This is a genomic window from Saccharopolyspora gloriosae (assembly GCF_014203325.1).
Lineage (GTDB): Bacteria > Actinomycetota > Actinomycetes > Mycobacteriales > Pseudonocardiaceae > Saccharopolyspora_C > Saccharopolyspora_C gloriosae.
The window spans coordinates 6,165,933-6,187,658 of sequence record NZ_JACHIV010000001.1; the positions used below are offsets into that span (position 1 = coordinate 6,165,933).

A 21,726-nucleotide genomic window follows, 5' to 3' on the forward strand; every position below is an offset into this window, starting at 1 on the left:
CGAACCGGCGGACCGGATCGACGAATCCCACCTCCACGGCCGAGCCGTTCGCGACCGCTCGCGGCACCACCACCCCCACCGGACATCCCTCTCCCCACCCGGCCCACTGCACCCCGGACGCCCCTATAGCAGAGGGATCGCTGGGCTGATCGTGGCCCACGTGATTGGGCCGGACGGACGCGCTGCCACAGTGGAGAACCCCGATCCGGGGCGAGTAGTCGCGGCGACTGAGCACTTGCGCCATCGACTGTTATCACTGGCAGGTTTCGACGAAGATGCCTCGCGGTCGACCTGCGGTGATCACAAGGCGTAACAGGGTGTAGGCCGAACAGCCCATTCAGCTATCACCCGACCGGTCGATTGTCGTCGTACTTGGGGAACTACTTCGATCACAGTGACGCCGGAAGGATCGATGTGATGGAGCGTTGGGACGCGGGCACGGGCATCATTGGGGGCGGGGTCATCGCCGGGGAAACCCAACCGCAGGACTGGGAGCGCCGAATCAGCGAGCTGTCCGAACAGCTCTACCGAGCGCGACTGCTGCAACGACTTCTACTGATCTGGGCCTATCCGGGGAACGTGGCCCTCACCGGGCTCTCGATCTCCGGGATCGTGCTGCTCACGCCCCCGATAGCGGTATCGGTGGCGGCGGTGGCGATACCCGTCGGCTCGGTCGCGGTATCGGCGCGCACCGCCTACCGGCACCACTTCGCGGTGCGCTCGGTGGCCGCGGAGCTGCGCGAGTTCGAGCGAGCGCACCGCGAGCACCAGCTCGACGAGTGGAACGCCGGCGACCTGCTCGGCATGCGCAAGCGCTACCGGGCCGAGCTGCCGGACGTGATCGAGCGGTACCGCACCGAAGCAGGCAGCCACCGCTGGAAGGACCAGCTGCTGCAGACGGTGGTCATCTCCGGATCCATCATCAGCGCCACCGTCACCGCGGCCTCGGCCGCCGTCGTCGGCGCGCGCTGGGCCGCGGTGGCCATGAGCCTGCTGGTGGCGGTCGCGGCGGCGTTCGGCGGCTACTCGAAGTACCGGGAACGCGCCGCGAGCCTGCAGCAGACGGCCGATGTGCTGGAACGCGAATACCATTCGGTCGAATTACGGGCCGGGCGCTACAGCCGGTTCGACGACGAGAGCGACGCGTACGCCGAATTCGCCGACACCGTCGAGTCGTTGCGCGAAGAACAAGCCAAGCGCCAACAACACCTCAACCAGTCCGTGGACGTCACTTCCATCGTCGGACAGTAATTCCAAGATCACCCCACTCACACGAACGTGTCGCCCGCCGGTCACTCCGCACACTGCCAGTCGATAATCCGCGGCTGTCGTGATCGCTGATTAGTGGCCGGTCCCGGCTCCGTACGCTGCGACCTCTGGCGCACAGGTGAGCGCCTGTGCAGAGAGGAGCAAGGCGATGAAACGCAGCCTCACCACGGTCGCCGCAGTGCTGGCGGGCGCCGGTGCCGTCGGATTCTCCGGTACCGCCCAGGCAGCCCCGCAGTTCCCGGCCGAGCTGCCCGTGGACAACGGAATCGCGCAGACCGCCTTCCACGGCGCCGGAACCCTGCACGGCGTGCAGCGCACCGTCGGCGACGTGGTGCGCGCACCGCAGGCGCTGGCCGCGCAAGCCGGCGAGGCCTCCGGCCGCACCGGCGAGGGCAACGTCATCGGCGACACGCTGCACGACCTGTCCCAGGCGCACACCCACCCGGTCAACACCCAGGGCGCCACCATCCCGCTCGGCGGCGTCATCCCCGCCTCGAAGGCGCGCGCCGGTGCCACGCCGATCGACGGTGTCACCCAGGCCCCCGCCACGCGCGGCATCACCGACTTCGTCGACACCACCGGCAACGCCATGCTCGATCTGATCAACCAGATCCCGCCGGAGCAGCTCAACGCGAACAACAACATCTCCGCCGAGAACGGCGAGCCCGGCGCGGCGGGCACCGCCGGCCAGGACGGTGCCGACGGGAAGCCCGGCGGCACCTCGTCCGCCGTGAACACCCCCACCACCAAGCCGACGACGGCGGGCACCCCCAAGGGCGGACTGCTCGACCTGAGCAACGCCGGCGGCGCGGTCGGCAAGCCGCTGGCCGACGGCCTCACCGGCACCCCGCTCGCCGGGCTCGCGGGGCTGCCGCAGGGCGGCGGCGCCTGAGACGGCCCGAAACAGCCACGGCCCCCGTGCTCTGGGAGGAGAGCGCGGGGGCCTTTCCCGTTCCAGGGCGGCCGAACGAACCCGCTCAGCCGTGGTGCAGGGTCGCGACCATCGCCTCCACCGCGATGATCGGCTTCACGTTCTGGGTGAGCGCGGTGCGGCACTCCAGCACCGCCTCCAACCTCCGCAGCGCCGACTCCGAGGTCCACTGCGCCGCGGCCCTCGACACGTCCGAGGCGTAATCGGGGTGGTTCAACGGAGCTCCCGAACCCGACCGGGAGACCAGCACGTCGCGGTAGAAACCGGCCAGGTCCACCAGCGCCAGGTCCAGCGCGTCCCGCTGCGAGCGGGTGGCGCGGGACTTCTGCCGCTTCTCCAGCTCCTTGAGCGCGGCGTTCGCGCCGCGGGTCGCCGACGCGGTGCCCTTGCCGGTGCCGCCCGCACCCATCGCGGTGCGCAGCTCGTCCTTCTCGGCTTCGTTGCGGTCCTCGTTCGCCGCGACCGCCTCCGACTCGGAGGACTTCACCAGGCCGCTCGCGGCCGTGAACACGTCGGAGAACCGGCGCAGACCAGCCGGAATGCTCAGCACCTTGTCCCGCCGCTCGCGCGCGGCCGGGTCCGTCGCCAGCCGCCGCGCCCGCCCGATGTGCCCACCGCACACCGACGCGGCCCACTGCGCCATCCCGTCGTCGACGTCGTCGCGTTCCCGCAGCACCTCGGCGATGGACGCGGCGAGCGGAGTGCGCAGCTGCATCGCCCGGCACCGCGACCGGATCGTCACCGGCACGTCCTCCGGGTGATCAGAAGGCGCGCACAGCAGGAAGACCGTGCGGTCCGGTGGTTCCTCCACCGCCTTGAGCAGCGCGTTCGCCGCGCCCTCGGTGAGGCGGTCGGAATCCTCGATCAGCACCACCCGCCACTGCCCGGTGGTGGGGCGCCGCGCCGCGGCCTGCACCAGGGCCCGCATCTCGCGCACCGAGATCGTCAACCCCTCCGGCACGACCACCCGGACGTCGGCGTGCGTGCCCGACATGACGGTGCGGCAGGCGGAGCACCGGCCGCAGCCCGGCATGGCGTCCGCCTCCGTGCACTGCAGCGCGGCGGCGAACGCGCGAGCGGCCACCGATCGCCCCGAACCGGGCGGGCCGGTGAACAGCCACGCGTGCGTCATGGCTCCGGCGGGCGCGGGCTCACCGCGCACCTGCAGATGCGCGGCCTGCGCCGCGGCGAACAGCGTGCGCACGGCGACGGGCTGGCCGACGATGTCCGCCCACACCCCGGTGGCCGGTGGCACGGTGCCTTCGACCGGGTCAGGGGACTGCGTCATCACGTCACCTCCGGGCAGCGTCGACTCGCACTGTACGAGGCCGCACCGACACGAGATCAGCGGGTCGCGGCCCGTCCTCGGGAGAGGATCGGAGCAGCGGCGGCGCCGAGCCGCGGCTCAGCAGGCAGGGGCTCGGCTCAGGCCCCGCCGGTGGACGAGGTGCTGCGCGTCGACGAGGAACGGGACCCGCTCGCACGCGACGACGGGCTCTTCGCCGACTTCGACGCCGTGGACTTGGACGCCGTGGATTTCGACGCGGTCGACTTGGACGCGGTCGACTTCGACGCCGTGCTCTTGGTCGCGGCGGACTTCGACGCCGACTTCGTCCCGGTGCTCTTCGTGCCGGACGCCTTGGACGCGGTCTTCGTGCCGGTGCTCTTCGTCGACTTCGACGTCGTGCTCTTCGCGGTCGACTTCGCGGGGGCCTTCTTCTTCGCCGGAGCCTTCGCCCGCCGCTCCGCGATCAGCTCGACCGCCCGGTCCATCGTCAGCGACTCGACGTCATCGCCCTTGCGCAGCGACGCGTTCGTCTCGCCATCGGTGACGTACGGACCGAACCGCCCGTCCTTGATCACCAGCGGCTTGCCGGTGTCCGGCTCGTCGCCGAGCTCGCGCAGCGGCGGCGCGGCGGCACGGCGACCGCGCTGCTTGGGCTGGGCGTAGATCTTCAACGCCTCGTCCACGGTGATCGTGAAGATCTGGTCCTCGGTCTCCAGCGACCGCGAATCGGTGCCCCGCTTCAGGTACGGCCCGTAGCGGCCGTTCTGGGCGGTGATCTCCTCGCCCGACTCCGGGTCCTTGCCCACCACGCGCGGCAGCGACAGCAGCTTCAACGCGTCGTCGATCGTCACCGTGTCCAGCGACATCGACTTCAACAGGCTGCCGGTGCGCGGCTTCGACTTGTCGCCCTCCGGGAGGATCTCCGTGACGTACGGGCCGAACCGGCCCTCCTTCGCCATCACCTCGTGGCCGGACTCCGGGTCGGTGCCGAGGCTGCGGCCCTCCATCGGCGTGGCGAACAGCTTCTCCGCGACCTCGGAGCTGAGCTCGTCCGGCGGCAGGTCGTCGGGCAGGTTCGCCCGCTGCGACTCCTCCGAGCTCAACGGGCGCTCCAGGTACGGCCCGTAGCGGCCCACCCGGACGTAGACCGTGCGGCCCTCGTCGTCGGTGAACATCGGGATCGAGTTCACCTCGCGCGCGTCGATCTGCTCGACGCTGGAACCGACCAGCTTCTTCAACCCGCCGGCGCGGCCGATCGAGTCGCCCGGACCGACCTCGCCGCCGAAGTAGAAGCCGGACAGCCACTTGGTGCGCTGCTGGCGCCCCTCCGCGATGCGGTCCAGCTCGTCCTCCAGCGCGGCGGTGAAGTCGTAGTCGACCAACCTGCCGAAGTGCTGCTCCATCAGGCCGACCACGGCGAACGCCACCCAGGACGGGACCAGCGCGGAGCCCTTCTTCCACACGTAGCCGCGTTCCTGCACGGTGCTGATGATCGACGCGTAGGTGGAGGGACGGCCGATGCCCAACTCCTCCAGCGCCTTCACCAGGCTCGCCTCGGTGTAGCGGGCGGGCGGGTTCGTGCTGTGGCCGTCCGGCTCCAGCTCGGCGGCGGTGATCGGCTGGTCCTTCGTGAGCTGCGGCAGCCGCGACTCGGCGTCGTCGGCGACACCGCCCGCCTCGGAGTCCACCGACTCGACGTAGGCCTTGAGGAATCCGGCGAAGGTGATGGTGCGGCCGGACGCGGCGAACGTGCACTCCTCACCGCTGCCGGCGGTGCCGGTGATGCGCACCGACAGCGTGGTGCCCTTCGCGTCCGCCATCTGCGAGGCGATGGTGCGCTGCCAGATCAGCTCGTAGAGCTTGTAGCCGTCGGTGTCGAGCTCCTTGGCGACCTGGCCCGGCGTGCGGAAGCTCTCCCCCGCCGGACGGATCGCCTCGTGCGCCTCCTGGGCGTTCTTGACCTTGCGGTTGTACTGGCGGGGCTGCGGGGACAGGTGGCTGTCGCCGTAGAGCTCCCTGGCCTGGTTGCGCGCCGCGCTGATCGCCGTCTCCGACAGCGTCGTCGAGTCGGTACGCATGTAGGTGATGTACCCGTTCTCGTACAGCCGCTGCGCCGTGCGCATCGTGCGGTCCGCCGAGTAGCGCAGCTTCCGGCTCGCCTCCTGCTGCAGCGTGGAGGTCATGAACGGCGCGTACGGCTTCCGCGTGTACGGCTTCTCCTCGACGCTGGAGACGCTGAGCCGGGCATCGGTCAACGCGTCCGCGAGGCGCCGGGCCTCCTGCTCGTCGAGCGGCCGGGCGTCGGCGTTCTTGAGCCGCCCGTCCGGGCCGAAGTCCCGGCCGGTGGCGACCTTCGCGCCGTTCACGGTGACCAGCCGCGCACCGAAGCGCGGCGGCTCGGCGGCGGAACCCGCGTCCATGGTGGCCGAGATGTCCCAGTACGAGGCGGGCACGAACTTGATGCGCTCCCGCTCGCGCTCCACCACGATCCGGGTCGCCACGGACTGCACGCGGCCCGCCGAGAGCTTCGGCATGACCTTCTTCCACAGCACCGGGCTGACCTCGTAGCCGTACAACCGGTCCAGGATGCGGCGGGTCTCCTGCGCGTCGACCAGGTCCTGGTCCAGGTCGCGCGGGTTCGCGGCGGCGGCCTGGATCGCCGATTCGGTGATCTCGTGGAACACCATCCGGCGCACCGGCACCTTCGGCTTCAGCGTCTCCATCAGGTGCCAGGCGATCGCCTCGCCCTCGCGGTCGCCGTCCGTGGCGAGGTAGAGCTCGTCGACTTCCTTGAGAGCGTCCTTGAGCTCGCTGACGGTGGACTTCTTGTCCGCGGTGACCAGGTAGAGCGGTTCGAAGTCGTTCTCGACGTCCACGCCCAGCCGCGCCCAGGACTGGCCCTTGTACTTGGCGGGCACGTCGGCCGCGCCGCGGGGAAGATCCCGGATGTGGCCGCGGGACGACTCCACCACGAAGTTCGACCCCAGGTAGGAGGCGATCTTGCGAGCCTTGGCCGGGGACTCGACGATGACCAACCGCCGACGTCCGGAGTCCGCCCCACCGGAGGACCCCGAAGCCCGGCCGTTGTCGCCGCTCTGCTTCGCCCGTGTCGACCCAGCCACGCTTACCTGCTCTCTTCTCGCGGAGGCGTCCGATCCGCCAGTGTGCACCGCATGCCGTCCCAGGTACCGCACCCAGGGAGGCACAGCGTGGCACACAACACGCCTGCACTCGCGTCTTCCGTCCCGTACGAACGTATCGGGTAGCGCTCATGTTCCGTTGTGTGACCTGCCGTGACCTGTGGGGTGATCCTCAGGACACCAGCGGCCACGTTCGCTCGATCGCACCATCGGGTGTCGGGCCGACGAGCTCGGCGAGGCGTTCGATCCGCCGCCTGCCGGTGACCCGCAACGCCGGCCCGCCCGCTCGTGGCCCCATGCACCGCGCGGGCAGCCCGGCCTTGGCCAGCGCCGCCGCCAGCGGCTCGTACGTCTCCGGGGCGTGCGGGTCCAACCCGAGCAGATAACCCCCCGGCACCGGCCGGCCGGCGGTCAGCGCCCACAACCGCAGCGCGGCGCCGTCCGGGGCGAAGCCGGCGGGCACCGACTTCACCGCCCCGCGCAGCCACTGACCGGCGAGTCCGGTCAGGTCGGAGCGGAACGCGGTGCGGACCAGCGGATGGCCCTCCTCGGAACGTCCCAGCTCGGCGGCCACCCCGCGCTCACCGCACGCGCGCACCAGCGACCGGGCCCGCCAGTCGTCGACGACGACCACGGACAACCGGGCGGCGGTACCGCGCCCGAAACCGACCGCTTGTCCCGGGCCGCACAGCAACCCCGCGAGGTCGGCCACCCGGGGGTGGCGAGCCTCGGCGGAGTAGAAGGACAGCTGGTCCACGATCCGTGATCGTAGAACGTCCGTTCGAGCTTGACCAGGGCCTCCGCCCGGACGAGCGATCGATCGACCTCGTCCGGGCGATCTTCGCGACTCGACGACCGGCGCCGGGCCGGAGCGGATCACCGGTGCTCAGCACCGGTCCCGCGCCGCCCGATCGATCAGCCCGGAGGCTGCTGCTGAGGCTGTTGCTGCTGCTGTTGCTGCTGCATCTGCTGCTGCTCGACCGCCGACTTCGTCAGCTCCTGGCACTCCGGGGCCTTCATGGCGGCGTCGTTGAGCTGCTGGTTCTTGGAGAACTCGGCGAACTGGGCGCTGAAGTCGAGCTGCTGGCCCTTCTTCAGCTCGTCCTGCACCCCGGTCATCCCGGCGGTGAACGCCTGCTCGTTCGAGGTGTCGACCTGCTCGGCCTTGCCCTTCGCGGTCGTCAGGATGTCGCGCACCTGGGTGAACCCGTCCTTGAAGGTGCCCGCCACCTGGTCGGCGCCCTCGATGGGCGAAGGGCCGATCTGCTCCAGGCCCGTCACCGTCTTGTCCGCGGCGTCGTACGCGGCGGTCATCTGCGCGACCGACGTGGTCTTGAAGGTGTCGGTGTTGGTCTTGTCCACCTGCGGCGCCTGCTGCTGCGACGCGGAGAAACCACCGACGAGACCGCACAGCTTGCCGGTCCAGGCCACGCCGTCCGCACCGGCCTGCGCCCCCTGGGGCTGCTGCTGTTGCTGTTGCTCCTGCTGCGGCGGGGGCGGCTGGGCGGGCTGCTGCGGCTGCTCGTTGGAGCAACCGGCCAGCGCCAGCGGGACGGCGGCGAGCACCGCGACGGACGTCGAACGGATATTCATGCGCATTCCCTCAGGTTGTTTCACCGTGCTCCCCGACTGTCCCGCATCCGCGGGGCCGCCTCCGGAACCGGGGGCCCTCCGGCTCCCGTTCGCGCTGCACAACCGGGATGAATTCGCATTCCGCGAAATTTCCCGGAATGCGGGAAAACGGTCGTGAGAACCGAAATGGGGCGCCCGGCGATTCGCCGGGCGCCCCATCAGCGGGTCGCACCTAGGCCGCGCCGTTGACGATCTTGTCGTCGTCCGCGGGAGCGTCCGAGATCGCCGTGCTGCGGCGCTTGGACACCACGATGGCGCCCACGATCACCGCGGTCGCCAGGACCGCGATGGTGATCCGCACCGGCACCGAGGCCGAATCGCCCACGGTCAGCGTGACCACCGCCGGAGCGATCAGCACCGACACCAGGTTCATCACCTTCAGCAGCGGGTTGATCGCCGGACCGGCGGTGTCCTTGAACGGGTCGCCGACCGTGTCACCGATGACCGTCGCCGCGTGCGCCTCGGAGCCCTTGCCGCCGTGGTGACCGTCCTCGACCAGCTTCTTCGAGTTGTCCCAGGCACCACCGGAGTTGGCCAGGAAGATCGCCATCAAGGTGCCCGTGGCGATCGCACCCGCCAGGTACCCGGCCAGCGGACCGACCCCGAGGCCGAAGCCCACCGCGATCGGCGCCAGCACCGCCAGCAGGCCCGGCGTCGCCAGCTCGCGCAGCGAATCGCGGGTGCAGATGTCGACGACCCGGTGGTACTCCGGCCGGGTCGAACCGTCCATGATCCCCGGGTTCTGCTTGAACTGCCGCCGGACCTCGTAGACCACGGCGCCCGCGGCACGGGACACGGCGTTGATCGCCAGCCCGGAGAACAGGAACACCACGGCCGCGCCGATCACGATGCCGACCAGGATGTTCGGCGCGAACACCTGGTAGGACGCCGCCGTGATCTCCGCGCCGACCTCGCGGGCCGCCTGCGTGATCGCGTCCTGGTAGGAGCCGAACAGCGCCGTCGCCGCCAGCACCGCCGTGGCGATGGCGATGCCCTTCGTGATGGCCTTCGTCGTGTTCCCGACCGCGTCCAGCTCGGTCAGGATCTTCGCGCCGTCGCCCTCGAACTCGCCGGACATCTCCGCGATGCCCTGCGCGTTGTCGGCCACCGGACCGAAGGTGTCCATCGCGACGATCACGCCGACCGTGGTCAGCAGACCGCACCCGGCCAGCGCGATCGCGAACAACGCCACCGTCAGCGTGCTGGAGAGCAGGAAGGCGCCGAACACGGCGACCCCGATCACCAGCGCCGTGTAGACGGCGGACTCGAACCCGACCGACAGGCCGGTGAGGATCACCGTGGCCGCACCGGTCTGGGAGGACCTGCCGACGTCCTGCACCGGGCGGTGCTCGGTGGCGGTGAAGTAGCCGGTCAGCTTCAGGATCACCGCGGCGAGCAGGATGCCGATGACCACCGCCACGAGCGCGATCAGCGCCGGGCTCCCGGAGCTGGCGCGGACCTCCTCGGACACGCCCGTCAGGGCCGAGAACGAGGACGGCAGGTACAGCAGCGCCGCCGCGGCGCACAGCACCGCCGAGATCGCGGCCGAGATGAAGAAGGACCGGTTGATCGCGGTCAGCGCGCTCTCCGTCGCCTTGGCCTTCGTGATGTACACGCCGATCACGGCGGTCACCACGCCGATCGCGGGCACGATCAGCGGGAACAGCAGGCCCTTGAGCCCGAACGCGGCGGTGCCCAGGATCAGCGAGGCCACCAGCGTCACCGCGTAGGACTCGAACAGGTCGGCCGCCATGCCCGCGCAGTCCCCGACGTTGTCGCCCACGTTGTCGGCGATGGTCGCCGCGTTGCGCGGATCGTCCTCCGGGATGTCCTGCTCGACCTTGCCGACGAGGTCGGCGCCCACGTCGGCCGCCTTGGTGAAGATGCCGCCGCCGACACGCATGAACATCGCCAGCAGCGCGGCCCCGAAGCCGAAGCCCTCCAGCACCCTGGGCGCCTCACCGGCGTAGACCAGCACGACCAGGGAAGCGCCGAACAGGCCGAGGCCGACGGTGGTCATGCCGACGACGCCACCGGTGCGGAACGCGACGCGCATCGCCTTCTCCCGGCCCTCGCCGGGATCGTTGGACGCCGCCGCGACCCGCACGTTCGCGCGGGTGGACAGCCACATGCCGAGGTAGCCGATGGCCGCGGAGAACGCCGCGCCGAACAGGAAGAAGATCGAACGCCCGATGCGTTCACCGGTGCTGTTGGCGGGTAGTACGAACAGCACCAGGAACACGATCACGGCGAAGCCGCTCAGCGTCCGGAACTGCCGGTTGAGGTACGCGGCGGCACCTTCCTGCACCGCCTGCGAGATCTGCTGCATCTTGGCCGAACCCTGGCCGGCCGCCAGCACTTCCTTGATCAGCACGTAGCCGAAGGCGAGCGCCGCCAACGCGATGATCATGACCACGCCGACGATGGCGTAGTCGGAGCCGCTGAGTTCGAGTGCTCCGGGGGCGTTCTGAGCGAGGTCCATCCGGTGCGTCGAGCTCGGTGGTGCAGCGCCCTGGGCGACCCAGCCGGGCTGGACCGGGGACAGCAGGGACATCCGTCCTCCTCGGGTGTGGCTCGGTGGCACGCCGGAGGGGCGGTAGTGCGTCCACTCCGACGCTCGGTACGGCCTCGCCCGCGGCGCGGTCCAGCAAGGTCCGCCCGCGAGCGCTGTCGTGGCCGCGAAGTCTATTCAGGCCTGACGTGTCTTACTTCACGATGTGATACGCGCCTCTCCACGACGTGCTGCTTTGTTATCTGCGAATCGATCCAGTTTGGACTTGATCACCCGTTCAGCCACACTTCTATGTGGACCGAACGGGTTACTTCGTGTATCGCGTGTCGCTGGCCGGATCGATTCGGCGTGTCGCCTCATCGGCGGTTCCGCGACGAGCGATCGGCGCGGAGCCCGCCCGCGCGCACGGGCGGGCTCCGCGCGTCCGGTGGACACCTCACACCCGAACGGCCCCCGCACGAGCCCAATGCCAGCGCGTCGGCGGCCGAGTCCACCCGAACGAGATCATCGAGCGCCGTCCGCACCGAGCGCGTGCAGTGCGGGAACAGCGTTGTGCGACGCTCGACGGTGTGAACTCGGCGCACCGGAACGCGGGCAGGACGAGCCGCGGGAAGCGGCTGCTGGACCGGGTGCTGGCCGGGGTGCCCGCCGACGAGTCGCCGCTGCGTCACGTCGAACAGCTCCCCGACCGCCCCGCGCGGCACGCGGACTGGCCCGGTTGGGCTCCCGACGAGCTGATCAGCGCGCTGCGCGCCCGCGGCGCCGAACGTCCCTGGACGCACCAGGCCGAAGGCGCCGAAGCGGCGTGGGGCGGCGAGCACCTGGTGGTCGCGACCGGCACCGCCTCCGGCAAGTCGATGATCTACCAGCTGCCGGTGCTGTCCCGGCTGCTCACCGACGAGCGGGCCACCGCGCTCTACCTGTCCCCGACGAAGGCGTTGGGGGCCGATCAGCTCCGGACCATCACCGAACTCGGCCTGGACGGGATCCGCGCCGCCGCCTACGACGGCGACACCCCGCACGTCGAGCGGGATTGGGTGCGGGCCCACGGGCGCTGGGCGTTCACGAACCCGGACATGCTGCACCACGGCGTGCTCGCCCGGCATTCCCGCTGGGCGCGGTTCTTCCGGAACCTCGCGTACGTGGTCGTCGACGAGTGCCACACCTACCGGGGCGTGTTCGGCTCGCACGTGGCGCTGCTGCTGCGGCGGTTGCGGCGGATCGCCCGGTACTACGGATCGGAGCCGGTGTTCGTGCTCGCCTCCGCGACGGTGTCCGATCCGGCCTCGCTCGGGGAGCGGCTGATCGGCAGCGCGTGCCGCGCGGTCACCGAGGACGGATCGCCGCGCGGCGCCCGGACCGTCGTGCTGTGGGAGCCGCCGCTGCTGGAGCACGTCGCGGGCGAGAACGACGCCCCGGTCCGGCGGTCGGCTGGTGCGGAGACGGCCCGGATCTTGACCGAGCTGGTCGTCGAGGGTGCTCGCACGCTGGCGTTCATCCGGTCCCGGCGCGGTACCGAACTGGCCGCGCTGGCCGCGAGGCGCGCGCTGGCCGAGGTGGACGACGAGCTGGTGGGCAAGGTCGCCGCTTACCGGGGCGGTTACCTCCCGGAGGACCGGCGGAAGCTGGAGCGGTCGCTGCTGACCGGGGAACTGCTCGCGGTCGCCGCGACGAACGCGCTGGAGCTCGGCGTGGACATCGCGGGCCTGGACGCGGTGGTCGTCGCCGGTTATCCCGGCACGCTGGCCTCGTTCTGGCAGCAGGCGGGCCGGGCCGGGCGGGACGGCGACGATGCGCTGGTGATCTTCGTGGCCCGGGACGATCCGCTGGACACCTACCTGGTGCACCACCCTCCCGCCGTGCTGGACCGGCCGGTGGAGTCGACGGTGCTGGACCCGGCCAACCCATACGTCCTCGAACCGCACCTGGCGTGCGCGGCGGCGGAGTTACCGCTCGACGAGGCGGCGTTCGAGATCTTCGGCGGTGCGCCCGCGCGCGCCGCGACCGAGGCGCTGACCGAGGCGGGCGTGCTGCGGCGCCGGCCGCACGGCTGGTACTGGACCTCGCGGGAACGTCCGCACCGGGAGGTGGAGCTGCGCGGGTCCGGCGGGCAGCAGATCGCCGTGGTCGAAGGCGACTCCGGGCGGATGCTCGGCACCGTCGACCCGGAATCGGCGTGCGCGACGGTGCATCCCGGAGCGGTGTACCTGCACCAAGGGCAGTCGTTCGTCGTCGACGAGCTCGACCTCGACGACGGGCTGGCGCTGGTGCACGGGGAGAACCCGGACTGGACGACCTCGCCGCGCGATCTGGTGGACATCTCGGTGCTCACCACGGTGCAGGAGCGGCATCCGGCGCCGGGGGTGACGGTCTGCCTCGGCGATGTCGAGGTCACCTCGCAGGTCGTCGGCTACCTGCGCACGCTGCCGTCCGGCCAGGTCCTCGACCAGGTTCCGCTGGAGCTGCCCGCGCGCAAGCTGGTGACCCGCGCCGTCTGGTACACGATCTCCGACGAGTTGCTGACCGACAACGCGCCGGGGGGCGCCGGGCTGGACCCGGCGCGCATCCCCGGCGCGCTGCACGCCGCCGAGCACGCGGCGATCGGCCTGCTGCCGCTGTTCGCGACCTGTGACCGGTGGGACATCGGTGGTGTCTCCACTGCCCTGCACGAACACACGGGGCAAGCCACTGTGTTCGTGCACGACGGTCACCCCGGGGGAGCCGGCTTCGCCGACCGCGGCTTCGCCGCGTTGTTCCCCTGGTTGGCCGCGACGCGGGAGGCGATCGTCTCCTGCGACTGCCCGGCGGGTTGCCCGTCCTGTGTTCAATCGCCGAAGTGCGGGAACGGCAACGAACCATTGGACAAGGCGGGGGCGGTGGCTGTTCTCGACGTGCTCTCGACCGCGCACGGGGGAGTCGCCGGGCAGGGCTGAGGGCCGACGGCGGATCGGGTGAGCGAGGGGGTTCGCCGGTCCCACTCGCTCCCGCCGCCGGCCCCTATCGGGGGTGCCCCTGGACGGGTCGGGCGTCCAGTGCCTTGCGACTCGGTTCGCGGTCGTCGCGGGGTATCAGCCCGCCACGACGAGTTCTGCCACGTCTGGGACGGCGTCCGCACCGGCGCGCAGGGCGTCACCGATGATCTCGGGCGACGGCAACCGCCACCCGCAGACCTCCGGCTTGACCCTCCAGTGCACGACGCCGTGGTGGAAAGTGCTCGGGGGAACCGGCAGCCAGCTGCCGGTGCTGTGCCTGCGAACCGCTCCCGCCGCCACGAGCTCGGGGCACGCCGCGGTAGCGGAACCACCGGCGGCGAGGAAGTACCAGCGGGCGTCGGGGGTGGCCACGATCGGGACCGGAACGCCCAGCGAGCGCAGTGCCCGCGCGGCGCGCCTGCCCAGCTCGGGGCCGGTTTCGAGCGCTTCGACCTGCTCACCGGTCGCGACGAGCAGGCTGTAGGGCTCCTCGGACCACCAGTTCGCGACCTGGCGCACGTCGGCGCCGAGCCGCTCCTGCCAGTCCGCGTGGACGGGAACGGGGTGGGTCGCTCCGCTCGGCCGCGCAGCCTCGGAACCGGACCAGACGGGAACACCCGCCTCGTAGCCGGCCGGGTACGTACCGGGCAGCACCGACCAGCCGCGGGATGCCAGCTCGATGGCCTGCACCCGCAACTCGATCCGGAAGGCGCTCGCCCATCCGGAGACACTGGCCTCCACAGCAGCACCGGCCCCTCCGGAAGCGTTCGCTCCGGAAGCACTGGGCCGCCTGTCCGCTGACCAGTCCATTACCTCTCCTCACCTGACCGTGGCGGATGCTTTCGCACCGGCGGGTCGCTGCACCGCGACCGTTCACCTGAGACCGACCACGATGTCGGGATCTCCTGCTCGCTTCCGCACCATCAATCAACGTCATCCCACCCACCCCCGTACACCCCCCATGTCGACGACCGGTCGCTCAGCGGCGACGAGCGTGCGGGTGCTGAGAGGGGCGCTGATATGCCGGAGTGTCGGTTCCCGGCCGCTCGTTCGCGATCATCGGTCGCTGGACCGGGAAGCGGGACCGCTCAACGCCGTCCCGCGACCGTCAGCGACGCACGGGACCTGCCCTCGATCGCGCCGTGACCTGCGTCGATAGCAGCTCCGCCCCGAGTCCCGCGCGGGTTGCGACGACGATCCGGGCGTCCGGCCCGTCGAGCGCGCAGTCGAGCAGCCGCACCCGCATCGCGTCCGCGACCGCACCCGCCGCCGCGCAGGCGTGCTCGGAACCGCGCGGAGCACGCGCCGCCGCCCCGAGCGCCGCGAGATCCGCGGCTCCTTCGGCCCGATGCCGCGCCAGCATGGCTGATCCGAGCACCAGACCGAAACCCGCGATCGCGACCAGCCCGAGGGTGAGCACCGCCGCGAGCACGGTGGCGACTCCGCCCTCCCGCCGCTCCCGCCGCTCCCGCCGCTCGGTCCGCTCGTGCCGCTCTCGCCGCTCGGCCCGGCGGTGGACGGCGGGCGCGCGTCGCGCCGCGCCCGCCGCACCGCTGGTCACGGCACCGCCTCCGGCCGCACGGGTTCGACGCTCCCGGATGCCTCCACCCCCGGTTCGACGACCGCCGACGCACGGCTGCGACGCCAGCCCTCCGGAAGCAGTCCCGTGCCGGGCGGCGCGGTGACCTCCGCCGTGGCCAGCTCGGGCCCGGTGGAGATCGTCAGCGTCGTGCCCGCCGGGGCGAGTCGCGCCACCGCGGCACGAGCTCCGTCCCGGTCGCCGCGAGCCGCCAGCCGGGCCGCTTCGACGGAGGCGTCGATGCAGCGCAACTGTCCCAGCAGCGCGCTCATCGCGGACACCGCGAGCAGGAACACCGCGACCACCGCACCGATGCCCAGCGCCGCTTCGACGGTCACCGCACCACCGTCCCGAGCGAGCCACGCTGATCCGCGGACCGTTCGGCCGGGCCGATCAGGGGCGGCCGTCGGACCGCGCGCGCTGCGGGACGAGGTCGCCGGGGCAGTCACTCGACACCGCTCTGCAGTGCGCGCTCGACGAGCGAGGTGAGCGCCGCGGTCACCGAATCCCCGGTCACCACGGTGTAGAGCAACCCGGCGAACGCGGCCGCGGCGACGGTCCCGATCGCGTACTCCGCCGTGCTCATCCCTCCGTCGCCGCACAGCAGCGCTCGCCAGCGCCGTCGAGCGAACTCGTTGCCGAACGCCACCCAGGCCAGCGGCCCACCGCCGCGTGCTCGGACCACCCTCACCGTCGATTCGGCCGTTCGAATCGCCATCGCACTCTCCTTGCTCCCACCGGCCGGTGCGGCCGGTCGTCCGTCGCCGAATTCCTTCGGCCTCGCCGCTGTTCCCGGACGCGCACGACCGGGTCCAGCAATCCAACAGTCCACAATGGACGAACTGCGGGCATTCATCACCAGGACATCGGCAGTCGTTGCACCATGCCCACCACCACCGGAAGCACGCCCAAGCACAGGAAAGCGGGCAGGAAGCACAGCCCCAGCGGGGCGGCGACCCACACGGCCGCCCGCTGCGCCCGCGCCTGCGCGCGGTCGGCCAACGCCGTCCGGGCTTCGGCCGCGAGATCGGTCGCGACCTCGGCCAGCGCACTGCCGGTGCGTGCGGTCCGCCGAGCCGCACGCCCCAGTTCCGCGGTGCCGGGATGGCGCAACGCCGGTTCCCACGCAGCGACCGGGTCGGCCCCGAGTTCGAGCAGCCCCGCCACTTCCCGCAGGGCCGCGCTCGCGGCACCGGTGAATTCCGCCGCCACCGCGCGGACCAGCACCACCGGCGGCAGGCCCGCGCGCATGCCGGCGGCGAGCAGGTCCCAACCGGCCGCCAGCACCAGCGGATCCACCGGGTCCGGCCGGACCCGACGCGCGGCGCGGCGCAGCCACCAGAACACTGCGGTCGCGACCGCGAGGCCCACCACCGGCCCGCCGGCCAGCGCACCGAGCACGCCGCCGGCGACTGCCGCGGAAACCACCGCCTGCCGCTCGCCGAGCCATCTGCCGGGGAACTGCAACCGGTTCGCCCTTCCGGGGCTCGGCGGCAATCGCGCCCGAGCTCGACGACGCGGAACCGCGAGCAGCGCGACCCCGCACAACGCCATCGCCCACGGCAGCAACGGCCCGGCGAGCGGGAACGCCGCGAACGGCAGTCCCGGGTGTGCGCTCATGGCCGCACCACCGACTCGGTCAGCCGCACGGTCCACACCACACCGGCGCACAGCAACGAGACCCCGGCGACCAGCAGCGCCTGCCCGAGCAACCCGTTCGCCAGAACGGCGAGCGGATCCGCCCCGGACGCCTGCCCGAGCGCCAGGCCGAGCAGCGGCAACCCGGCCAGCACCGCGGCCGTCGAGCGCGGGCCGGCCAGCTTCGCCTCGACGTCGTGCGCGAACGCCACCCGGTGCTCAAGATCGCGCCGCACCGAGTCGAGCAGTTCCGCCAGCGCGACGCCGTGGCGATCGGCCAAGGCCCACGCCCGGCCCGCTCGTGCCAGCGGCTCCCCGTCCCGCTCGGCCGGGGCGGATCCGGCGGCCGTGATGAGCACCGCCGCCGCGTCACCCCCGAGCCGCGCGGTCGCGGCCAGGTCCCGGAACACCCCGCCCACCGCGGGATCCGCTTCCGCAGCGGCGCCTTCCGCGGCGGCGGCCGGATGCGATCCGGCGCGCAGTTCCGCGACGAGCAGCCGGAGCCCGGCGGCGAGCGCAGCCGCGCGGGCCAGGCGTCGTCGATCGGCGCCGCGCCCCCGCCACCACCACAGCCCGACCGCGGCCGCGGCTCCGGACGCCAGCAGGCCGCCGACCCCGGCGAGCAGCGCCGCGACCACGATCCCGCACGGCACGACGATCGGTACCGCGCGGACGCGCGACGAACCGCGTCCCTCCCCTGGCGCGTTCGCGGGCCGCATCGCGGCGAGCCGAGTTCGGGCTCGTTGATCCGGCCAGCTCAACAAGGCCGCCGCGGGCACCAGCAAGCTCAGCACGGCACCGCACCTCCCCGGGACCGCAGCAGTGCCAGCAGGTCCGGGCGCCCGTCGCCCCATCCGGCGGCGTGGTCCCAGGCGGGCACCACCCGCACCAGGTCGTCCTCGCGGCGCAGCACGCCGACCGCAGCGAGGTACCTGCCGCGGCCGGTGGAACGCCGAACGTGCAGCACGACCTGCACGGCCGCCGCCAGCTGGCTGTGCAGCGCCTGGCGGGACAGCCCGCCCAACGCGGCCAGCGCCTCCAGCCGGGCCGGGACCTCGGCCGGGGAGTTCGCGTGCACAGTGCCGCCACCCCCGTCGTGTCCGGTGTTCAAGGCCGCCAGCAGCTCGCAGACCTCGGCGCCACGCACCTCGCCGACGATCAGCCGGTCCGGCCGCATCCGCAGGGCTTGGCGGACCAAGTCGCGCACCCGGATCTCACCCGCGCCCTCGACGTTCGGCGGCCTGGTGAGCAGCCGGACGACGTGCGGGTGTTCGGGCCGCAGTTCCCCCGCCTCCTCGACGCAGACGATCCGTTCGTCCTGGGGCACCTCGCCCAGCAGCGCGGCGAGCAACGTCGTCTTGCCCGCGCCGGTGCCACCGGTGACCAGGAACGCCAGCCGGTGGCGCACGATCTCCCGCAGCACCCCGGCGAGCTCCTCGTCGAACGCTCCGAGCCGGCGCAGCGCGGCGACGTCGTGCGAGGCCGGTCGCAGCACGCGCAGCGACAGGCAGGTGCCGCCCGCGGCGATCGGCGGCAGCACCGCGTGCAGGCGCACCGCCTCACCCGCCTCCGCGCCGGGCAACCACGCGTCGACCCAGGGTTGCGCCTCGTCCAGCCGCCTGCCGGTGGCGACCGCGAGCCGCTGGGCGAGCCTGCGCACCCCGTCGTCGTCGGGGAACGTGACCGGGCAGCGGCGCAGGCCGTCGCCTCGATCGACCCACACCTGGTCGGGCGCGGTCACCAGCACGTCGGTGACCCGCGGATCCCGCAGCAGCGGTTCGAGGACCCCGGCACCGAGGAATTCCTGTTGCAGCGCGCGAAGAGCGGTGAGCAGATCGGTGTCGGCGACCAGCCCGCCGGATTCCTCGCGCACCGCCGCGGCGACCGCGGACGGGCTCACCGGCGCACCGCTGCCCGCGAGGCGGCGCCGCACCCGCTCGATCAGCTCGGTGTGCACGACGCCACCGCCCGTCCGGACGCGAGCTCGTCGAGCGCGCGGAGGAGGTCGCCGGCGGTGCGCACGATCGGACCGCGGCTGCCGGACCTCGTCGCGCACAACCCGCCCCGGTCGACGGCGGACGCCAGGCTCGGCTGCGCCCGCAGCACCGACAGCACGTCGACGCCCACGGCCCGCTCGATGTCCTCGACCAGCAGGCCGCCGGGCGCCGGGCCGCGCACCACGGCGCACACCGGTCCGGCGGAGTGCTCGCGCACCAGCTCCGCGGTGCTCGCGGCGGCGGCGCACGCGCGGACCTCCGCCGGTACCACCATGATCGTGAGATCCGCCCGCCGCAGCACCGCCGCGGCCGGTTCGGACGGCGCTCGCGGTAGGTCGCACACCACGGTCTCCCCCGCTCGGCGTCCCGCGTCCAGCACGGCGCGGACCGAGGTCGCGGTCAACCCGTCCGACGAGCCGTCCCGGTCGCAGGACAGCACGGTGAGCCGGCCCGATCCCAGGCGCCGACCGGGCAGCGCCTCGTGCAGCGCACCGGACGGGACCCGGCCGCCGCTGATGGTCAGCCCGGACCAGCGCAGGCCGCAGGTGCGTTCGACGCCCACGGTCAGGTCCAGCCCGCCGCCCGCCGGGTCGCAGTCCAGCAACAGCGAGCGGGCACCACCGCGAGCGGCGGCCACCGCGGTCGCCGCGGCGAGGGTGGAAGCACCGGCGCCACCGGTTCCGCCGAGCACGGCCAGCACCCGCCCGGCACTCGATGACCGGACGCCGTCGACGAGGTCGGTGAAAAGGTCGACGAGGCGGAATTCCTGACCTGGCAGGTCGAGCAGCGCGTCGGCTCCGACTTCGAACGCCGGTCGCCACAGGGATTCCACCTGTCCTCTGGTCAGCAGCACGACGCCCGTTCTTCGCGGAAATCCCGCGGCCAACGCCTCCTCCGCGGCGGGCCCGTCGAGCAGGATGAGCGCGGCGTCCCGCCAGTGGCCGCCCGCCCCGTTGGCGCCGTCCCGTCTGCGCAGCTCACAGCCCGCCACGGCGGCGAGGCGGGTGACGTCCTCGGCGAGCGCGTCGTCCTGGGTGATGAGCATGGGAGTGGTCGTGGACATGCGCGGACCCCGTTCGAATCACGATGATCGCGGGGCCGGAAGTGTGCATCCGGTGAATTCCCGCTCGCCTTCAACGGTGACCCAGCCGGAACGCGTCGTCGATCCCCAATTCGCAAATCTGTGGATGAATCGAAGGCCTGTGGATAACCCGTCCCCCGGTCCAGTGAAGCCGAAGGTGAAGAGTTGTCGAAAACGAACCCCTGGTCAGCGAAAATCGCACATGCACACCTGTCGGACAATGTCATGCGCAGCACGAGGAGACCGGTGACGAACGAAAAGAGAAGCGCCCGCGGCACACTTCGGGCAAAGTCGCGAAGCGGTTCGGGCGAAGCCCGCCAGGGGCCGGAGCGGCAGAGCCGTCGAATGCGCCGAGCCGGTCGGCGGGACGGGGAGAATAAGGACGACCCCCGTCAGGGGGGAGGGACGGGGGTCGTCGAGAGTTCAGCTCCGGGGGGTCGAGCTGAACTCATCCGGGGCTCCCGGACTCCCTAACTGTAGCGCCCCGCGACCCCCACACGCGCCCCGTCCATTAGGAGGAACGTCGGACTCCGGTCGCACCCCCGAAAACTCCGCGTGCAGGGCATCGGAACCACGCGCACGCCTGACTCACCCCACCCGGGAACCCCGTTCGACACCCAGGGTGACTGATGCATTCGGCGGAACGTGCAGCCGTCCGGACACCCCCGGGGTTTCGTATGCTGTGCGGCGTGACAGCGCCCGCGAACCCTCCGGCCGCCACCGAGCCTCGGGCGGCAGCGTTCTTCGACCTGGACAAAACGGTCATCGCGAAATCGAGCACGCTCGCATTCAGCAGGCCGTTCTTCCAAGAAGGCCTCATCAACCGCAGGGCGGTGCTCAAAAGCGCCTACGCGCAATTCGTCTTCATGCTGGCCGGTGCCGACGCCGATCAGATGGACCGGATGCGCGCGCACATCACCTCGCTGTGCGCCGGATGGGACGTCGAACAGGTCAACGCCATCGTCGAGGAAACCCTCCACGACATCGTCGATCCGCTGGTCTACAAGGAAGCCACCCAGCTGATCACCGAGCACAAAGAGCAGGGCCACGACATTGTCGTGCTCTCCGCTTCCGGGCAAGAAGTCGTAGCTCCGATCGCCACCCTGCTCGGGGCGAACCATTCCGCCGGCACCCGGATGGTGGTCACCGACGGCAGGTACACGGGCGAAGTGGAGTTCTACTGCTCGGCGGAGAACAAGGCCGCGGCGGCCCGCGAACTCGCCGAGGCGCACGGCTACGACCTCACCGCCAGCCACGCCTACTCGGACTCGGTGACCGACCTGCCGCTGCTGGAGGCCGTCGGCCACCCGACCGCCGTCAACCCGGACCGCGGCCTGCGCAAGGAGGCCGCGCAGCGCGGCTGGCCGTCCCTCGCGTTCGAGCAGCCGATCTCGCTGCGCGCCCGCTTCCCCACCCCGTCCCGCGCCGCGGTCACCGCCGCCGGGGTCGGCGTCGGAGCCGTCGCCGCCGCCGGTGCGGCCTGGTGGGGACTGCGGCGCTTCCGCCGAGGTCGCTGAGCAGCGGGAACAACACCCGAAACGACCACGGGCCAGGGATTGCCGCGGTCCGCGCCTAGGGCTACAAAGGAGGTGCGGACCCTGGCTCGGCCAGGGACGGTGCGGAGGAGAAGCACCGTCCACCCCGGACCGGGCTCCGTGCGTAGAGACGGAGCACCCACGCGCTGCCG

General features: G+C 71.9%; 17 protein-coding genes. 4 read left to right on the plus strand and 13 right to left on the minus strand.

Features of this window, described 5'->3' with window-relative positions:
* The first annotated feature begins 417 nt into the window (after positions 1–417).
* Both BJ969_RS26735 and BJ969_RS26740 read left to right on the plus strand, forming a co-directional pair.
* A complete protein-coding gene (locus tag BJ969_RS26735; RefSeq protein WP_184483553.1) occupies positions 418–1,251 on the plus strand; it encodes a DUF4231 domain-containing protein in 834 nt (277 codons plus the stop codon).
* Positions 1,252–1,417: 166 nt separating this feature from the next.
* Positions 1,418–2,161 carry a hypothetical protein gene (locus BJ969_RS26740; protein ID WP_184483555.1) on the plus strand — a complete coding sequence of 248 codons (744 nt, stop codon included), beginning with the start codon at positions 1,418–1,420 and terminating at the stop codon, positions 2,159–2,161.
* A gap of 85 nt (positions 2,162–2,246) precedes the next feature.
* On the opposite strand, the gene BJ969_RS26745 is transcribed toward BJ969_RS26740, so the two are convergent.
* The 5 genes from BJ969_RS26745 to BJ969_RS26765 form a co-directional block, all read right to left on the minus strand.
* Positions 2,247–3,488, minus strand: coding sequence for a DNA polymerase III subunit delta' (locus BJ969_RS26745; protein ID WP_184483557.1), 1,242 nt, complete (start codon positions 3,486–3,488; stop codon positions 2,247–2,249).
* Between the two features lie 137 nt (positions 3,489–3,625).
* Positions 3,626–6,610, minus strand: a complete 2,985-nt coding sequence (gene topA / locus BJ969_RS26750; protein WP_184483559.1) for a type I DNA topoisomerase — start codon at positions 6,608–6,610, stop codon at positions 3,626–3,628.
* Positions 6,611–6,800: 190 nt separating this feature from the next.
* Positions 6,801–7,385, minus strand: coding sequence for a hypothetical protein (locus tag BJ969_RS26755; protein WP_184483560.1), 585 nt, complete (start codon positions 7,383–7,385; stop codon positions 6,801–6,803).
* Positions 7,386–7,543: 158 nt separating this feature from the next.
* Complete coding sequence (locus tag BJ969_RS26760; RefSeq protein ID WP_184483562.1) at positions 7,544–8,221, minus strand: hypothetical protein; 678 nt, start codon at positions 8,219–8,221, stop codon at positions 7,544–7,546.
* 211 nt (positions 8,222–8,432) lie between these two features.
* Complete coding sequence (locus BJ969_RS26765) at positions 8,433–10,742, minus strand: sodium-translocating pyrophosphatase (RefSeq protein ID WP_246458499.1); 2,310 nt, start codon at positions 10,740–10,742, stop codon at positions 8,433–8,435.
* Positions 10,743–11,341: 599 nt separating this feature from the next.
* On the opposite strand from BJ969_RS26765, the gene BJ969_RS26770 reads away from it, so the two are divergent.
* On the plus strand, positions 11,342–13,705 hold the full coding sequence (locus tag BJ969_RS26770; RefSeq protein ID WP_184483565.1) for a DEAD/DEAH box helicase: 2,364 nt from the start codon (positions 11,342–11,344) through the stop codon (positions 13,703–13,705).
* 135 nt (positions 13,706–13,840) lie between these two features.
* Here BJ969_RS26770 and BJ969_RS26775 read toward each other — a convergent pair whose 3' ends face one another.
* The 8 genes from BJ969_RS26775 to ssd form a co-directional block, all read right to left on the minus strand.
* Entirely contained in the window at positions 13,841–14,485 is a 645-nt protein-coding gene (locus BJ969_RS26775) for a bifunctional DNA primase/polymerase (RefSeq protein ID WP_343071608.1), read from the minus strand.
* A 367-nt stretch (positions 14,486–14,852) separates the two neighbouring features.
* Positions 14,853–15,305, minus strand: a complete 453-nt coding sequence (locus tag BJ969_RS30700; protein WP_184483569.1) for an Rv3654c family TadE-like protein — start codon at positions 15,303–15,305, stop codon at positions 14,853–14,855.
* Entirely contained in the window at positions 15,302–15,661 is a 360-nt protein-coding gene (locus BJ969_RS26785) for a TadE family type IV pilus minor pilin (RefSeq protein ID WP_184483572.1), read from the minus strand. Before BJ969_RS26785 ends, BJ969_RS30700 begins: the two co-directional genes overlap by 4 nt.
* A 107-nt stretch (positions 15,662–15,768) precedes the next feature.
* On the minus strand, positions 15,769–15,972 hold the full coding sequence (locus tag BJ969_RS30410; RefSeq protein WP_425503618.1) for a DUF4244 domain-containing protein: 204 nt from the start codon (positions 15,970–15,972) through the stop codon (positions 15,769–15,771).
* A gap of 206 nt (positions 15,973–16,178) precedes the next feature.
* A complete protein-coding gene (locus BJ969_RS26795) occupies positions 16,179–16,943 on the minus strand; it encodes a type II secretion system F family protein (RefSeq protein ID WP_184483577.1) in 765 nt (254 codons plus the stop codon).
* Positions 16,940–17,755 carry a type II secretion system F family protein gene (locus tag BJ969_RS26800; protein ID WP_184483579.1) on the minus strand — a complete coding sequence of 272 codons (816 nt, stop codon included), beginning with the start codon at positions 17,753–17,755 and terminating at the stop codon, positions 16,940–16,942. Before BJ969_RS26800 ends, BJ969_RS26795 begins: the two co-directional genes overlap by 4 nt.
* Positions 17,749–18,918 carry a TadA family conjugal transfer-associated ATPase gene (locus tag BJ969_RS26805; RefSeq protein WP_184483581.1) on the minus strand — a complete coding sequence of 390 codons (1,170 nt, stop codon included), beginning with the start codon at positions 18,916–18,918 and terminating at the stop codon, positions 17,749–17,751. Before BJ969_RS26805 ends, BJ969_RS26800 begins: the two co-directional genes overlap by 7 nt.
* Complete coding sequence (ssd, locus tag BJ969_RS26810; protein WP_184483584.1) at positions 18,903–20,021, minus strand: septum site-determining protein Ssd; 1,119 nt, start codon at positions 20,019–20,021, stop codon at positions 18,903–18,905. Before ssd ends, BJ969_RS26805 begins: the two co-directional genes overlap by 16 nt.
* A 695-nt stretch (positions 20,022–20,716) precedes the next feature.
* Here ssd and BJ969_RS26815 point away from each other — a divergent pair.
* Positions 20,717–21,556 (plus strand): HAD-IB family hydrolase, encoded by an 840-nt coding sequence (locus BJ969_RS26815; protein ID WP_184483586.1) that lies wholly within the window; start codon positions 20,717–20,719, stop codon positions 21,554–21,556.
* Positions 21,557–21,726 lie beyond the last annotated feature (170 nt).

Coding starts and splice junctions, on each gene's coding strand:
- BJ969_RS26735 (WP_184483553.1), top strand. CDS start 418: ATGGAGCGTTGGGACGCGGGCACGGGCATCATTGGGGGCGGGGTCATC.
- BJ969_RS26740 (WP_184483555.1), top strand. CDS start 1,418: ATGAAACGCAGCCTCACCACGGTCGCCGCAGTGCTGGCGGGCGCCGGT.
- BJ969_RS26745 (WP_184483557.1), bottom strand. CDS start 3,488: ATGACGCAGTCCCCTGACCCGGTCGAAGGCACCGTGCCACCGGCCACC.
- BJ969_RS26760 (WP_184483562.1), bottom strand. CDS start 8,221: ATGAATATCCGTTCGACGTCCGTCGCGGTGCTCGCCGCCGTCCCGCTG.
- BJ969_RS26765 (WP_246458499.1), bottom strand. CDS start 10,742: ATGGACCTCGCTCAGAACGCCCCCGGAGCACTCGAACTCAGCGGCTCC.
- BJ969_RS26795 (WP_184483577.1), bottom strand. CDS start 16,943: ATGAGCGCACACCCGGGACTGCCGTTCGCGGCGTTCCCGCTCGCCGGG.
- ssd (WP_184483584.1), bottom strand. CDS start 20,021: ATGTCCACGACCACTCCCATGCTCATCACCCAGGACGACGCGCTCGCC.
- BJ969_RS26815 (WP_184483586.1), top strand. CDS start 20,717: ATGCTGTGCGGCGTGACAGCGCCCGCGAACCCTCCGGCCGCCACCGAG.